This window comes from Vibrio sp. R10-SF1-ISO8, from assembly GCF_059833805.1.
In genome coordinates this window covers 1-14,790 of the sequence record NZ_JCBDHL010000008.1, presented here as the reverse complement: position 1 = coordinate 14,790, position 14,790 = coordinate 1, and the positions used below count along the sequence as shown (strand labels likewise).

Annotated in this window: 12 protein-coding genes, 3 tRNA genes and 3 rRNA genes; 2 read left to right on the top strand and 16 right to left on the bottom strand. The window is 46.4% G+C overall.

Going from position 1 to position 14,790, the window contains the following annotated elements; genetic code table 11:
- Positions 1 to 33 precede the first annotated feature (33 nt).
- The 10 genes from pepB to trmJ all read right to left on the bottom strand — a co-directional run bounded on the left by pepB (position 34) and on the right by trmJ (position 7,950).
- Positions 34 to 1,332 (bottom strand): aminopeptidase PepB, encoded by a 1,299-nt coding sequence (gene pepB, locus AC6R00_RS03820; protein WP_500639374.1) that lies wholly within the window; start codon positions 1,330 to 1,332, stop codon positions 34 to 36.
- A 151-nt stretch (positions 1,333 to 1,483) separates the two neighbouring features.
- Entirely contained in the window at positions 1,484 to 1,678 is a 195-nt protein-coding gene (gene iscX / locus AC6R00_RS03815; protein WP_038197960.1) for a Fe-S cluster assembly protein IscX, read from the bottom strand.
- Positions 1,679 to 1,734: 56 nt separating this feature from the next.
- Positions 1,735 to 2,073 carry an ISC system 2Fe-2S type ferredoxin gene (gene fdx, locus AC6R00_RS03810; protein WP_004747803.1) on the bottom strand — a complete coding sequence of 113 codons (339 nt, stop codon included), beginning with the start codon at positions 2,071 to 2,073 and terminating at the stop codon, positions 1,735 to 1,737.
- Positions 2,074 to 2,084: 11 nt separating this feature from the next.
- Complete coding sequence (hscA, locus tag AC6R00_RS03805) at positions 2,085 to 3,938, bottom strand: Fe-S protein assembly chaperone HscA (RefSeq protein WP_500639373.1); 1,854 nt, start codon at positions 3,936 to 3,938, stop codon at positions 2,085 to 2,087.
- A gap of 19 nt (positions 3,939 to 3,957) precedes the next feature.
- The gene (hscB, locus tag AC6R00_RS03800) at positions 3,958 to 4,473 is read right to left on the bottom strand and encodes a co-chaperone HscB (protein ID WP_004747800.1); all 516 of its coding nucleotides are present in this window, start codon (positions 4,471 to 4,473) and stop codon (positions 3,958 to 3,960) included.
- Positions 4,474 to 4,529: 56 nt separating this feature from the next.
- Positions 4,530 to 4,853 carry an iron-sulfur cluster assembly protein IscA gene (gene iscA / locus AC6R00_RS03795; protein WP_004747799.1) on the bottom strand — a complete coding sequence of 108 codons (324 nt, stop codon included), beginning with the start codon at positions 4,851 to 4,853 and terminating at the stop codon, positions 4,530 to 4,532.
- A gap of 66 nt (positions 4,854 to 4,919) precedes the next feature.
- Positions 4,920 to 5,303 (bottom strand): Fe-S cluster assembly scaffold IscU, encoded by a 384-nt coding sequence (gene iscU, locus AC6R00_RS03790; RefSeq protein WP_004412993.1) that lies wholly within the window; start codon positions 5,301 to 5,303, stop codon positions 4,920 to 4,922.
- Positions 5,304 to 5,354: 51 nt separating this feature from the next.
- On the bottom strand, positions 5,355 to 6,569 hold the full coding sequence (locus AC6R00_RS03785) for an IscS subfamily cysteine desulfurase (RefSeq protein WP_500639372.1): 1,215 nt from the start codon (positions 6,567 to 6,569) through the stop codon (positions 5,355 to 5,357).
- 29 nt (positions 6,570 to 6,598) lie between these two features.
- The gene (gene iscR, locus AC6R00_RS03780) at positions 6,599 to 7,105 is read right to left on the bottom strand and encodes a Fe-S cluster assembly transcriptional regulator IscR (protein WP_004747795.1); all 507 of its coding nucleotides are present in this window, start codon (positions 7,103 to 7,105) and stop codon (positions 6,599 to 6,601) included.
- A 113-nt stretch (positions 7,106 to 7,218) separates the two neighbouring features.
- Positions 7,219 to 7,950, bottom strand: a complete 732-nt coding sequence (gene trmJ, locus AC6R00_RS03775; RefSeq protein ID WP_171322084.1) for a tRNA (cytosine(32)/uridine(32)-2'-O)-methyltransferase TrmJ — start codon at positions 7,948 to 7,950, stop codon at positions 7,219 to 7,221.
- A gap of 178 nt (positions 7,951 to 8,128) precedes the next feature.
- Between trmJ and suhB the strand changes: the two genes are divergently transcribed.
- Both suhB and AC6R00_RS03765 read left to right on the top strand, forming a co-directional pair.
- Positions 8,129 to 8,932: an inositol-1-monophosphatase gene (suhB, locus tag AC6R00_RS03770; protein ID WP_500639371.1), complete on the top strand. Its 804-nt coding sequence runs from the start codon at positions 8,129 to 8,131 to the stop codon at positions 8,930 to 8,932.
- A 186-nt stretch (positions 8,933 to 9,118) separates the two neighbouring features.
- Positions 9,119 to 10,645: a phospholipase D family protein gene (locus AC6R00_RS03765; protein WP_500639370.1), complete on the top strand. Its 1,527-nt coding sequence runs from the start codon at positions 9,119 to 9,121 to the stop codon at positions 10,643 to 10,645.
- A 196-nt stretch (positions 10,646 to 10,841) separates the two neighbouring features.
- On the opposite strand, the gene AC6R00_RS03760 is transcribed toward AC6R00_RS03765, so the two are convergent.
- The 6 genes from AC6R00_RS03760 to AC6R00_RS03735 form a co-directional block, all read right to left on the bottom strand.
- Positions 10,842 to 10,918: transfer RNA gene (locus AC6R00_RS03760), tRNA-Trp, on the bottom strand.
- Positions 10,919 to 10,954: 36 nt separating this feature from the next.
- Positions 10,955 to 11,031, bottom strand: a tRNA-Asp gene (locus AC6R00_RS03755).
- 32 nt (positions 11,032 to 11,063) lie between these two features.
- Positions 11,064 to 11,179 (bottom strand): 5S ribosomal RNA (rrf, locus tag AC6R00_RS03750).
- 90 nt (positions 11,180 to 11,269) lie between these two features.
- A 23S ribosomal RNA gene (locus AC6R00_RS03745) occupies positions 11,270 to 14,159 on the bottom strand.
- A gap of 309 nt (positions 14,160 to 14,468) precedes the next feature.
- Positions 14,469 to 14,544, bottom strand: a tRNA-Glu gene (locus AC6R00_RS03740).
- A 65-nt stretch (positions 14,545 to 14,609) separates the two neighbouring features.
- Positions 14,610 to 14,790 (bottom strand): 16S ribosomal RNA (locus tag AC6R00_RS03735); the annotation flags it as partial.

Below are 14,790 nucleotides of genomic sequence, written 5' to 3'. Positions count from 1 at the left end.
GTATTATTAAAAGAGGCTCTACGGCCTCTTAGCTTATTTATTCGCTTGCTGTAGTAGCAGACCAGCTAGGCTACGTACACCTACGCCAGTTGCACCTGCTGCCCACTTATCTGTCGCAGACTTACGATAAGTTGCTGCACAGTCAAAATGCAACCAACCTTTTTTGTAGTCTTCAACAAAGTAAGACAAGAATGCTGCCGCCGTACTTGCACCTGGTGAGTAGTCACCAGTGCTGATGTTTGAAAGATCAGCAAAATTAGATGGCAACATACCACGGTGGAAGTCAGCCAATGGCAGTGGCCATAAGCCTTCTTTTTCTTCGCGTGCCGCGTTCAGCGCTTGATGAGACAACTCATCGTCAAAGCTCATCAATGCGTGGTAATCATTACCTAAAGCATTTTTAGCAGCTCCAGTTAAGGTAGCGCAATCAATAATTAGCTCAGGTTTTTGCTCACTCGCATAAATTAGACCATCCGCAAGTACAAGGCGACCTTCCGCATCGGTATTCATGATCTCGACCGTCTTACCGTTTTTATAGGTAATGATGTCACCAAGCTTAAGTGCGCGACCAGAAATCATGTTCTCAGCACAACAAAGGATCAGTTTCACACGCTTGTTCAAACCGCGCATGATCGCCAGACCTAAACCGCCGGTAATTGTACCTGAACCGCCCATATCCGCTTTCATTGCCGTCATAAAGCCAGACGGTTTGATGCTGTAACCACCAGAGTCGAAGGTGATCCCTTTACCAACTAGACAAGCAAATACTGGTGCGTTCTCGTCGCCTGTAGGGTTGAAATCCAGTTGAAGCATGGCCGATGTACGCTCAGAGCCGCGACCTACCGCAAAGATACCTTGCCAACCTTCAGCAAGAAGGTCTTTATCTTTTACGATACGCGCCTTCACTGTCCCTTCTGGTGCAACAGATTTGATGAACTCAGCCGCCATCGTCGCCAATTGACGCGGTGCGACTTCTTCTGCTGGCTTGTTGATAATGTCGCGAGTAAAGTCCGTCGCTTTAATGCGCGCAGTCAACTCAGCTTGATCTTGCTCTTCAAGCTCTTGCCATACGAATTGATTTTTCTTCTTTGGTCCACGGTAACCTTGATGGAACGACCAAATACTCTCTAGGTCCCAACCTTCCCCTTGTAAAGAAATGAAAGCGATACCTTGACCATCTAACTTACGAGCAGCACGCTGAATTGCGCCTAAATCATGATTATCACCAAGATGGATTGTCGCACCTGATTCAGAGAAAGAAAGAATTGCGTTCTCACCCCAATGCGGCGCTGCAGCCTCTTGGCTTAGAAATACTGACATCTGTGTAGACATGGTTTCTCCTTGTCTGTACTGGCGCTGCCTACGCCTTTTTCTGTTCACTCTGGGATGTTAACACTTTAATGTGAAATTGATAAAAAAACGGGCCATAAGGCCCGTTTTTTTTAGTAAATTTTGTTAACTGCGATGGGTTTCCGTTTAAGGATTAATCCATTTCATCCATCCAGCACAAGATCACCGCTTCCAGAATCTTTTCATTAGATCGGTTCGGTTCATCATCAAACTCATCTAACTCAGTAATCCACTGATGAAGATCGGTAAAACGTACTGTTTTAGGATCTACCTCTGGAAACTTGTCACATAGCTCGATCGCAATATCGCGTGAATCTGTCCATTTCATTGCTTACCTTCCTTCTACTCTTCGGTAGTGATAATTCGAATAAGAAAAGCTGTCGATTAGTGATCTTCTGAAGCGTGGTTCAGAGTATATTTTGGAATCTCAACGACCAGATCTTCGTCTGCGACTTTAGCCTGACAACCAAGGCGAGATTCTGGCTCAAGACCCCACGCTTTATCTAGCATGTCATCTTCAAGCTCGTCACTCTCTTCTAGTGAATCAAAACCTTCACGAATCACCACGTGACACGTCGTACAAGCGCACGACTTTTCACACGCGTGTTCAATGCCAATGCCATTTTTTAGCGCAACATCAAGAACGGTGTCACCACTGTTTGCTTCCAAAACCGCACCCTCTGGGCATAAATCCTCATGCGGTAATACAATAATCTTAGGCATAACTCTTTCTCTTAAATATCATTTACTGATTGACCTGACAAAGCAGCTCGAATCGATTTGTCCATGCGGCGAGAAGCAAACTCTTGGCTCGCCTTGTCAGTATCTTTGATACCTTGTTCTATTGCGTCAGCGCTGTCACCATTGCGCAGCTCAATCAAAGACTCAATCGCTTTAAGCAGTTCACCACGTTCTGATTCAGACAATAGCTCATCACCATCTGCTTGCATTGCTGCAATCAAACCTTCGATAACGCGATCGGCTTCAACGCGTTGTTCTGCTAGCGCTCTAGCATTCATATCTTCTTTAGCGTACGTCATAGAGTCGCGCAGCATGTTGGCGACTTCATCATCGCTCAAACCATAAGATGGCTTAACCTGAATCTCAGACTGAACACCAGTACTCTTTTCCATCGCTGTTACAGACAGTAGGCCATCTGCATCGACTTGATAAGTCACACGGATATGCGCTGCACCCGCCGCCATCGGTGGGATACCTTTTAGCGAGAAACGTGCTAGAGAGCGACAGTCATCAACCATTTCACGTTCACCTTGAACAACATGAACGCTCATTGCCGTTTGACCATCTTTAAACGTGGTAAATTCTTGAGCTCGCGCAACTGGAATAGTCGTGTTACGTGGAACAATCTTCTCAACCAGTCCGCCCATGGTTTCAATACCAAGGGATAGCGGAATAACGTCGAGTAGTAGCATTTCAGAGTCGGGCTTGTTACCCGCTAAAATATCGGCTTGAATACCAGCGCCAATCGCCACCACTTCATCCGGGTTAATGCTGGTTAGCGGCTTACGACCAAAGAAGTCACCCACCATTTCTCTTACAAGCAGCGTACGTGTAGAGCCGCCTACCATAACCGCTTCTAGCACATCTTCGGCGTCAACTTGAGCATCTTTCAATGCACGGCGACAAGACATTAAAGTCTTCTTAACGAGCGGGCGAATCAAGTCTTCAAACTCATCGCGAGAAACACTACCTTGCCAACCTAGAACATCGACGTCTACGGATTCTTTATCTGAGAAAGCAATTTTAGTCGCAGTAGCCACATTCAAAACTGTGCGCATTTGCGTTGCAGTTAAAGTCTCTGTGTTACCTGATTTTTCAAGCAGGTAATCAGCCAACAAGTGGTCAAAATCATCACCACCAAGTGCAGAATCACCACCCGTTGCCAGTACTTCAAACACGCCTTTAGATAGACGTAGGATAGAGATATCAAACGTACCGCCACCCAAATCGTATACGGCAATTACACCTTCTTGACCAGAGTCTAGTCCGTATGCAATCGCAGCCGCTGTTGGCTCATTAAGCAGTCTTAAAACATGTAGACCTGCGAGCTTAGCCGCATCTTTGGTTCCAGCACGCTGAGCGTCATCAAAGTAAGCAGGAACGGTGATTACCACACCCGCTAACTCGCCACCCAGCGTTTTCTCAGCACGCTGACCTAGCGACTTGAGAATTTCAGCGGATACTTCAATCGGGTTTTTATCCCCACTTGCCGTCTGCAGTACCGGCAGGCCGTTGTCACTCGCTTCAAACTGGTAAGGAAGATTTGGATAACGCGCTTGAATATCTTCTAGTGAACGGCCTAACAGTCGCTTCACTGAGATAATTGTATTGGTTGGATCAACTTCTGCTTTATCTTTCGCTACATAACCAACTTCGGGAGTCTCTCCTGAGTAGTTAACAACGGAAGGTAAGATGCTTTGACCTTGCTCATCTTGCAATGTTGCCGCGTCGCCACTTCGAACTGAAGCCACCAGTGAGTTAGTCGTACCTAAGTCAATGCCAGCGGCAAGTTTATGCTCATGTGGAGCCGAGCTTTGACCCGGTTCTGCAATTTGAAGTAATGCCATGGGTGGTCCTTGTATTGCACTAGCCGAAGAGTTTGTCTTCCACTAGTTCGATTTCGTTCTGTAGTTTGGCAATAAATTTAAGCTTACGAACTCGGTCAGCCGCTTGCTGCCAGTCCGTTTGATTTAAATCTTGCTCGGTCGCAGTCAGTTGCTGCTTAAACATTTTGCTCACTTTGCTTTCAAAGTCGAACAACGCATCTTCTGCGTCGGAGCTTGAAGAGATATCTTCTAGTTCTTCACGCAACTCCATTTGCTCCATTAAGAACATCGGATCTTGCATCGTTTGCTGCTCACCGCGAATCTCTACGCCATTCTCAGACAAGATGTATTCGGCTCTTGAGATAGGGTTCTTGAGAACTTGGTAGGCGTCGTTGATCTCGGCAGCTTTTTGCACCGCCATTAAACGGTCACGTTCAGATGCAGTCGCAAAGTTATCAGGATGAAACTGTTTTTGAAGTTCACGGAATTGTGAAGAAAGAAGGCTACCATCCAGATTAAACTGACTTGGTAGCCCAAATAATTCAAAGTAATTCATGGAGAATTCTATCCTTGGTAATAAACCTGTGGGCCGAAACCCACAGGCCTTATCAATTACACGTTGAAGCTTTCACCACAACCACATTCGCTCTTAGCATTCGGGTTATTGAATTCAAACCCTTCGTTGAGGCCTTCTTTAACGTAATCCAATTCAGTGCCGTCTAAGTACACTAGGCTCTTTTGGTCAATGATGACCTTTACGCCTTCATGCTCGAATACTGAATCTTCTTCGTTTAGCTCATCAACGAATTCAAGTACATATGCCATACCAGAACACCCGGTCGTTTTCACACCCAAGCGTAAACCGATACCTTTGCCTCGGTTTTCTAGGAATGTTCTAACGCGACTTGCCGCGGTTTCTGTCATTGTAATGGCCATACTGCACCTTAGTTTGTCTATTTCGCGAATGAAATGGGGTTCTGGCCCCCATTATATACAGATTACTTATTCTTGGTGTTTTTTCTTGTAGTCAGCAACCGCTGCTTTGATTGCGTCTTCAGCAAGAATTGAGCAGTGAACTTTTACTGGTGGAAGCTCTAGCTCTTCAGCGATTTCAGCATTTTTAATTGCTGCCGCTTCATCAATGCTCTTGCCTTTCACCCACTCAGTCACAAGTGAGCTTGATGCGATCGCACTACCACAACCGTAAGTTTTAAACTTCGCATCTTCGATAATACCTTCTGGTGTTACCTTGATCTGAAGTTTCATTACGTCACCACACGCAGGAGCACCAACCATGCCGCTACCTACTGCTGGATCTTCTTTATCAAATGAACCAACGTTACGTGGGTTCTCGTAGTGATCAATTACTTTTTCGCTATATGCCATGATATTTACCTCGAATCCTCTATTTCTATCCTTGGAATGACTGAGTCAGTATTAGTGGTGTGCCCACTCAACTGTGCTTAGGTCAATTCCTTCTTTGTACATATCCCATAGAGGAGACATGTCACGCAGTTTAATCACTGCTGTACGAATTTGTTCGATTGCGTAGTCGATCTCTGCTTCAGTCGTTGCACGACCAAATGAGAAACGAACTGAGCTGTGAGCTAGCTCATCATCCAAACCTAGAGCACGTAGAACGTATGAAGGCTCTAGACTTGCTGAAGTACAAGCACTACCTGAAGAAACCGCTAGATCTTTTAGCGACATCAGTAGTGATTCACCTTCAACGAAAGCAAAGCTGATATTTAGGTTATGAGGTACACGCTGCTCAAGGTCACCGTTAATCGTGACTGCTTCAAGATCTTTAACGCCATCAAGAAGACGAGTACGTAGAGCTAGAGCATGATCGAAGTCTTTCTGCATCTCTTCGTTCGCGATGCGGAACGCTTCACCCATACCCACGATTTGGTGAGTCGCTAGAGTACCTGAACGGAAACCACGTTCGTGACCACCACCGTGCATTTGTGCTTCTAGACGAATACGTGGCTTACGACGTACGTATAGTGCGCCAATACCTTTAGGACCGTATACTTTGTGCGCTGACATAGAGATCAGGTCGACTTTCATCTCTTGAACGTCGATAGGTAGTTTACCTGCTGATTGGGCGGCATCTACATGGAAAACAATCTTACGTTCACGACACATTTCGCCGATTGAAGAGATATCTTGGATAACACCGATCTCGTTGTTTACGTGCATGATAGACACAAGAACGGTATCTTCGCGCATTGCAGCTTCAAGCTTCTTAAGATCGATAAGACCGTTTGACTCTGGCTCAAGGTAAGTGACTTCAAACCCTTCACGTTCTAGTTGACGGCATGGATCAAGAACTGCTTTGTGTTCTGTTTTGCAAGTGATTACGTGCTTACCTTTCTTCGAATAGAAGCGCGCTGCACCTTTAATCGCTAGGTTGTCTGACTCAGTTGCGCCAGAAGTGAATACGATTTCACGCGGGTCTGCATTTAATAGGTCTGCAATCTGCTCACGAGCGGTATCTACTGCTTCTTCTGCCTGCCAGCCGTAACGGTGCGAACGAGACGCTGGGTTGCCAAACGTACCGTCCATAGTCATGTACTGAACCATTTTTTCAGCTACACGAGGATCAACAGGACAGGTCGCTGAATAATCTAAATAAATAGGCAGTTTCATTTTCTACTCCAATGTAACAGGCAAACCGCTTATGAGCGGACGTTTACACCGATGGGCGCGGTGTTTGTATTTTTAGTAGCGAACCCATGATTAACGGCAAGATCAATATCTTGTCGATCTGAAATTTCTAGTACTTCATTGTCTTTCATCAACTCACCTAGAGTGATGTTATTCAAGAAGTCACTGATACGTGAACTTAGGTCACGCCACAGTGTGTGCGTAAGGCAACGAGAACCACCTTGGCAATCTCCTTTACCATTACATTTTGTTGCATCCACTGACTCATCGACCGCGGCAATGACAGTACCGATTGCGATTGAATGAGCGTCTTCACCGAGGCGGTAACCACCACCAGGACCACGTACACTAGCTACGAGGCCAGCTTTACGTAACTTAGAGAAAAGCTGCTCTAAGTAAGACAAAGAGATACCTTGACGCTCTGAAATATCAGCCAGAGGTACAGGGTTCTGTTGCGAATGCAGAGCCACATCTAACATGGCTGTCACTGCGTATCTTCCTTTAGATGTAAGTCTCATATAACACCATATCCACACCGTTTATGTGGTATGAATTGTCACATACCCGACTAAAATGGTCAAGTATTTAATTGACTAATTTAGTCAGGTATTTAACCATTAAATTGTGGTGGTTATTTTTGCTGAGAGATACGCTTCTCAATTGAAGTTAAGATACCGCGCAGAATATTAAGCTCTTGTGATTCGGGCCTAGCTCGATTAAACAATCTACGTAGCTTATTCATTACCTTGCCAGGTTGATCTTCACTGATAAATTGGGTCTCTTGAGCCACTTTTTCAAGGTGTGAGAAAAATAATTCTAATTCTTTGTGCCTTGGGTACTCAGCCGACTCTTGCGGCTCATATTGGCTTTGCTCACGTTCTAAGTAAGCCATTCGTACTTCGTAGCTCAATGTCTGAACCGCCATCGCCAAATTCAGAGAACTGTATTCAGGATTCGCAGGGATACATACGTGATAATGGCAAGTTTGTAGCTCTTCGTTAGTCAGCCCGGTGCGCTCTCGCCCAAAGACTAAAGCCACTGGTGCAGATTGACCTTCTTCAACAAACTTCTGGCCGCATTCACGCGGCTCAAGCATCGGCCACTCTAGAGTACGCGAGCGAGCACTCGAACCGACAACTAACGCGCAATCGGCTACCGCTTCAGTCAAAGTCGATACAACTTGAGCATTCTGAGCGATGTCTGCCGCGCCTGCCGCTAACGCTAAGGTTTGTTCATCAACGCTACACTGAGGATCGACGAGCACTAGGTTGGATAACCCCATAACCTTCATTGCACGGGCTGCTGAGCCTATATTTCCTGAGTGAGAAGTGCCGACAAGGACGACTTTTACGTTGTTAAGCATTGATGATTTCCGAACACAAAATTTGAGCTGCAAGATAGTACCATATACCTGAGTAAAATGGTCAGACCCTTTCTACTAATAAAACTAAAAGTGCAAAAATTAACCACTTCCATTTCACTATTTATCTGGTATACTGCCGCCCGTTTTTCTGTTCTTTAACATCCGTTGGGAAATTAGTATGCATCCAATGCTTAATATCGCTATTCGTGCTGCACGAAAAGCAGGCAACCATATTGCTAAATCTTTAGAAAATGCTGAGAAGATCGAATCGACTCAAAAAGGCGCGAATGACTTTGTTACTAACGTAGACAAAGAAGCTGAAACTCTAATTATCGATACAATCAAAGCGTCTTACCCTGAGCACGAGATCGTTGCTGAGGAAAACGGCGTAATCGAAGGTAAAGATAAAGATGTACAATGGATCATCGACCCACTGGATGGCACAACAAACTTTGTTAAAGGTTTGCCACATTTCTCTGTATCTATCGCTGTTCGTATCAAAGGCAAAACTGAAGTAGCGTGTGTATACGACCCAATGCTTAACGAGCTATTCACTGCACAACGTGGTGCTGGCGCTCAGCTAAACAACGCTCGTATCCGCGTTAAACAACTAAAAGACCTTCAAGGCACTGTTCTAGCGACAGGCTTCCCATACAAGCAGAAGCAACACTCTGAGTCTTACTTCAAGATCATGTCTGCTCTATTTGTAGATTGCTCTGATTTCCGTCGCACTGGTTCTGCTGCTCTAGACCTATGTTACCTAGCAGCTAGCCGAGTTGATGGTTTCTTCGAGCTAGGCCTTAAGCCTTGGGATATCGCTGCTGGTGAACTTATTGCTCGTGAAGCGGGTGCTATCGTGACTGATTTTGCAGGTGGCACTGACTACATGAAGTCAGGCAACGTTGTTGCATCAAGCGCTCGCGGCGTTAAAGGTATGCTTAAGCACATCCGTGAAAACGGTAATGAAGCACTACTAAAATAATATCAAGCTCCGTCACAGCTGAAATTTTTAGCCCACTCTCTAATGAGTGGGCTTTTTTATATCTACACTATCTATAATTGGGAGCTAACTCAGCTATTAGCTCACTATAAACACATATCTAAAGCAATGTGTGATAAGAAAGTGACGCCTACCTTATTAAGACAATGGACGTATCGACACTAGCACATGAAGATAAAACCTCTACTCTATTCTCTAACACTACTTTTAATTGGCTGTGGCTCAGATCCCGACAGTGTGCCACTTTCTGAAAAAGATCATTGTGACTCAATCGAGCCACATCACGTTGAGCCCCTCTCTCATTACATCCAGCCATTCCAATCAAAGCTAGACAATACAACTGGTGTGTATGTTTTGGAGCAAGGCGCTGAAGCCATGATGTCCAGAGCTTGGATTACGGATAGGGCTGAGCACAGTATTGATATTCAGTACTTTATATTCTCGGTGGATAACATTGGCCTGATTGCAACAGACCACCTTGTTCGCGCGGCCGAACGCGGAGTAAAAGTCAGAGTATTAATTGATGACATCATGCTAGATGCAAAAGGCGATGAGCTCCTAATGCTCACTGCCCATGAAAATATAGAGATAAAAATCTACAACCCGAATGTAAACATAGGCAAGAACGTCATCAACAAGCTGGGAACCTTACTTACTGACTTCCACGGTTTAAATCAGAGAATGCATAACAAGGTCTTCTTGGTCGACGACCAGATAGCCGTTACTGGAGGGCGCAACATTGCGGACGAGTATTTCGGCTTTGACCATGAGTATAACTTCAGAGATCGCGACGTCTTTCTCGCGGGTAAAGCGGTATCAGATGTAAAAAGGTCATTTAATGAATTTTGGAATCATGAATTAAGCGTAAGAGTAGAGAAGTTAGTTGGTAAAAACCCTTACCCTAAGAACCCTGACTTCTCCCGCCTACATTCTTACTCATGTAACCCTGAAAACTTCCATCCTGAGATAAAAGCAGAAATCGAGAAAGTGCCACAAACTTTTGATCGCTTGATGGACCAAGGACGCTTTAGATTCCTTGAGAAGGTGGAATACATTTCTGATAGCCCCGGTAAAAACGATCAGCAAACCTTTCTTGGCGGTGGAAGTCTTACAAGAAGTAAGTTGATTGAACTCGCAGAAAGTGCTCAGAAAAGCATTTTGATCCAAACGCCATACCTAGTCACCACAAAAGCGGACCGTAAGTTCCTTCGTCAATTAGTCGATAAAGGGGTGGAGATAAAGATCCTCACTAACAGCCTCGCCTCCAACGACAACCTAGAAGCGTTTAGTGGCTACCAAAGGAATCGCTCTGCACTACTAAAAACAGGCGTCGAGATTTATGAGTTCAAGCCAGATGCCAAAGTTCGTCAACGGGTCATGACTGAACATATGTTTAAACGCTTGCCTACGACGCCTATCTTTGGCTTACACGCTAAGACGATGACCATTGATGACCATATAACGATTGTCGGTACTTATAACTTCGACCCTCGTAGCGCTAACCTCAATACAGAAAGCTTTACCGTCATTCATTCACCAGAGATTACCGACGGTGTAAATATTGCAATGAGAATCGAGATGGAGCCAGAAAACGCGTGGCTTATTAGTGAGGACTTCAACCCAGATCATAAGGTCAGTATCTTTAAACAGATTGGGGTAAAGCTCAGAAGAATTGTTCCTAAGAATATCCTCTAAGCTAGAGGAATAGTTGTTATGTTTAAAATGGCTCTAGCATTTCTGCTAGAGCCTTTTATTTGGCATGGGAGAGATATGACTGGGCTAGCACTCCAGCTCCCAACACGCCTGCCTTTGATATCGGCGGAATCCGCTGCTTTGGTTTAGCACTAACATACGAAAAAAGCCTCAGCATTTCTGCTGAGGCTTTTGAAGATGGCAGGGGTGGAGAGATTCGAACTCCCAACACGCGGATTTGGAATCCGCTGCTCTGCCAATTGGAGCTACACCCCTGTAGTTCGTGTTTAATGAGACGACTCTCTAAATAAGTGGCGGAGCGGACGGGACTCGAACCCGCGACCCCCGGCGTGACAGGCCGGTATTCTAACCAACTGAACTACCGCTCCGCACTGGTTAGACTCTTGAGTCTAAATTTAAAGCCTGGCGATGTCCTACTCTCACATGGGGAAGCCCCACACTACCATCGGCGCTAATTCGTTTCACTTCTGAGTTCGGCATGGAATCAGGTGGGTCCAAATCGCTATGGTCGCCAAGCAAATTCTTTAATTCGGAAAGCTGCTATTGTGTTCTCTACACATTCAATCTGTTCTTGCTTTGAGTCCATCAAAACGCTTTGGGTGTTGTATGGTTAAGCCTCACGGGCAATTAGTACAGGTTAGCTCAACGCCTCACAACGCTTACACACCCTGCCTATCAACGTTCTAGTCTCGAACAACCCTTTAGGACCCTCAAGGGGTCAGGGAAGACTCATCTCAGGGCTCGCTTCCCGCTTAGATGCTTTCAGCGGTTATCGATTCCGAACTTAGCTACCGGGCAATGCGTCTGGCGACACAACCCGAACACCAGAGGTTCGTCCACTCCGGTCCTCTCGTACTAGGAGCAGCCCCCTTCAATCTTCCAACGCCCACGGCAGATAGGGACCGAACTGTCTCACGACGTTCTAAACCCAGCTCGCGTACCACTTTAAATGGCGAACAGCCATACCCTTGGGACCGACTTCAGCCCCAGGATGTGATGAGCCGACATCGAGGTGCCAAACACCGCCGTCGATATGAACTCTTGGGCGGTATCAGCCTGTTATCCCCGGAGTACCTTTTATCCGTTGAGCGATGGCCCTTCCATACAGAACCACCGGATCACTATGACCTGCTTTCGCACCTGCTCGAATTGTCATTCTCGCAGTCAAGCGGGCTTATGCCATTGCACTAACCTCACGATGTCCAACCGTGATTAGCCCACCTTCGTGCTCCTCCGTTACTCTTTGGGAGGAGACCGCCCCAGTCAAACTACCCACCAGGCACTGTCCTCAACCCGGATAACGGGTCTAAGTTAGAACATCAACACTACAAGGGTGGTATTTCAAGGACGGCTCCACCGATACTGGCGTACCGGTTTCAAAGCCTCCCACCTATCCTACACATGTAGGGTCAATGTTCAGTGCCAAGCTGTAGTAAAGGTTCACGGGGTCTTTCCGTCTAGCCGCGGGTACACTGCATCTTCACAGCGATTTCAATTTCACTGAGTCTCGGGTGGAGACAGCGTGGCCATCATTACGCCATTCGTGCAGGTCGGAACTTACCCGACAAGGAATTTCGCTACCTTAGGACCGTTATAGTTACGGCCGCCGTTTACCGGGGCTTCGATCAAGAGCTTCGACTTACGTCTAACCCCATCAATTAACCTTCCGGCACCGGGCAGGCGTCACACCGTATACGTCATCTTACGATTTTGCACAGTGCTGTGTTTTTAATAAACAGTTGCAGCCACCTGGTATCTGCGACTCTCAATAGCTCCATCCGCAAGGGACTTCACCGTCAAGAGCGTACCTTCTCCCGAAGTTACGGTACCATTTTGCCTAGTTCCTTCACCCGAGTTCTCTCAAGCGCCTTGGTATTCTCTACCCGACCACCTGTGTCGGTTTGGGGTACGATTCCTTACAATCTGAAGCTTAGAGGCTTTTCCTGGAAGCATGGCATCAATGACTTCACTACCGTAGTAGCTCGACATCGTGTCTCAGCCTTAAAGAGAGCCGGATTTACCTAACTCTCAAGCCTACGCACTTGAACCTGGACAACCGTCGCCAGGCCCACCTAGCCTTCTCCGTCCCCCCATCGCAATTGTAAGAAGTACGGGAATATTAACCCGTTTCCCATCGACTACGCCTTTCGGCCTCGCCTTAGGGGTCGACTTACCCTGCCCCGATTAACGTTGGACAGGAACCCTTGGTCTTCCGGCGAGGAGGTTTTTCACCCCCTTTATCGTTACTCATGTCAGCATTCGCACTTCTGATACCTCCAGCAGACTTTACAATCCACCTTCAACGGCTTACAGAACGCTCCCCTACCCAATACGATAAATCGCATTGCCGCAGCTTCGGTTTATAGCTTAGCCCCGTTACATCTTCCGCGCAGGCCGACTCGACTAGTGAGCTATTACGCTTTCTTTAAATGATGGCTGCTTCTAAGCCAACATCCTAGCTGTCTAAGCCTTCCCACATCGTTTCCCACTTAGCTATAATTTGGGACCTTAGCTGGCGGTCTGGGTTGTTTCCCTCTCCACGACGGACGTTAGCACCCGCCGTGTGTCTCCCGGATAGTACTTACTGGTATTCGGAGTTTGCAAAGGGTTGGTAAGTCGGGATGACCCCCTAGCCTTAACAGTGCTCTACCCCCAGTAGTATTCGTCCGAGGCTCTACCTAAATAGATTTCGGGGAGAACCAGCTATCTCCAGGTTTGATTGGCCTTTCACCCCTAGCCACAAGTCATCCGCTAATTTTTCAACATTAGTCGGTTCGGTCCTCCAGTTGATGTTACTCAACCTTCAACCTGCCCATGGCTAGATCACCTGGTTTCGGGTCTATATCCAGCAACTCGACGCCCAGTTAAGACTCGATTTCTCTACGGCTCCCCTAGATGGTTAACCTTGCTACTGAATATAAGTCGCTGACCCATTATACAAAAGGTACGCAGTCACACCACGAAGGTGCTCCTACTGCTTGTACGTACACGGTTTCAGGTTCTATTTCACTCCCCTCACAGGGGTTCTTTTCGCCTTTCCCTCACGGTACTGGTTCACTATCGGTCAGTCAGTAGTATTTAGCCTTGGAGGATGGTCCCCCCATATTCAGACAGGATATCACGTGTCCCGCCCTACTCGATTTCACTGATGATGAGATGTCGGTTACGGGGCTATCACCCTGTATCGCTGAGCTTTCCAGCTCATTCACCTGTCTCATTAAAAGCTTAAGGGCTAGTCCAATTTCGCTCGCCGCTACTTTCGGAATCTCGGTTGATTTCTTTTCCTTCGGGTACTTAGATGTTTCAGTTCCCCGAGTTCGCCCTGTTAACCTATGTATTCAGTTAACAGTAATTGCTTATGCAATTGGGTTTCCCCATTCAGAAATCCCAGACTCAAATGGTTGTTACTACCTAATCTGGGCTTATCGCAAGTTACTACGTCTTTCATCGCCTCTGACTGCCAAGGCATCCACCGTGTACGCTTAGTCACTTAACCATACAACCCCAAAGGGTCTCTGTTTAAACAACCAAAGTTGTCTGCATTTTTATACATGTGCAGACACGATTTTGCCGGACTCAAATATAAACATCACAAGGATGTTTCCAAGAACACTTGAATGTGTGTTGGTACCTAATTCTTAGTAACTAATAGCTCAGAACTAGGATTTGAGAACTTTTAATTGAATAACAACGCATCTCATAGAGATGGGGATTGTTGTTATTCGTCAGCTTTCCAAATTGTTAAAGAGCAAATCACCTCAATGAGGTAACCATTTTTAAACACACTCATAAGAATGCTTAAAGATGGTATCCCGTAGGGGAGTCGAACCCCTGTTACCGCCGTGAAAGGGCGGTGTCCTAGGCCTCTAGACGAACGGGACACTAATAAGGGCTCTTAATAAGACATATCAATCTGTGTGGACACTCATCGTGAGTAATCATCGTATAAGGAGGTGATCCAGCCCCAGGTTCCCCTAGGGCTACCTTGTTACGACTTCACCCCAGTCATGAACCACAAAGTGGTGAGCGTCCTCCCGAAGGTTAAACTACCCACTTCTTTTGCAGCCCACTCCCATGGTGTGACGGGCGGTGTGTACAAGGCCCGGGAACGTATTCACCGTGGCATT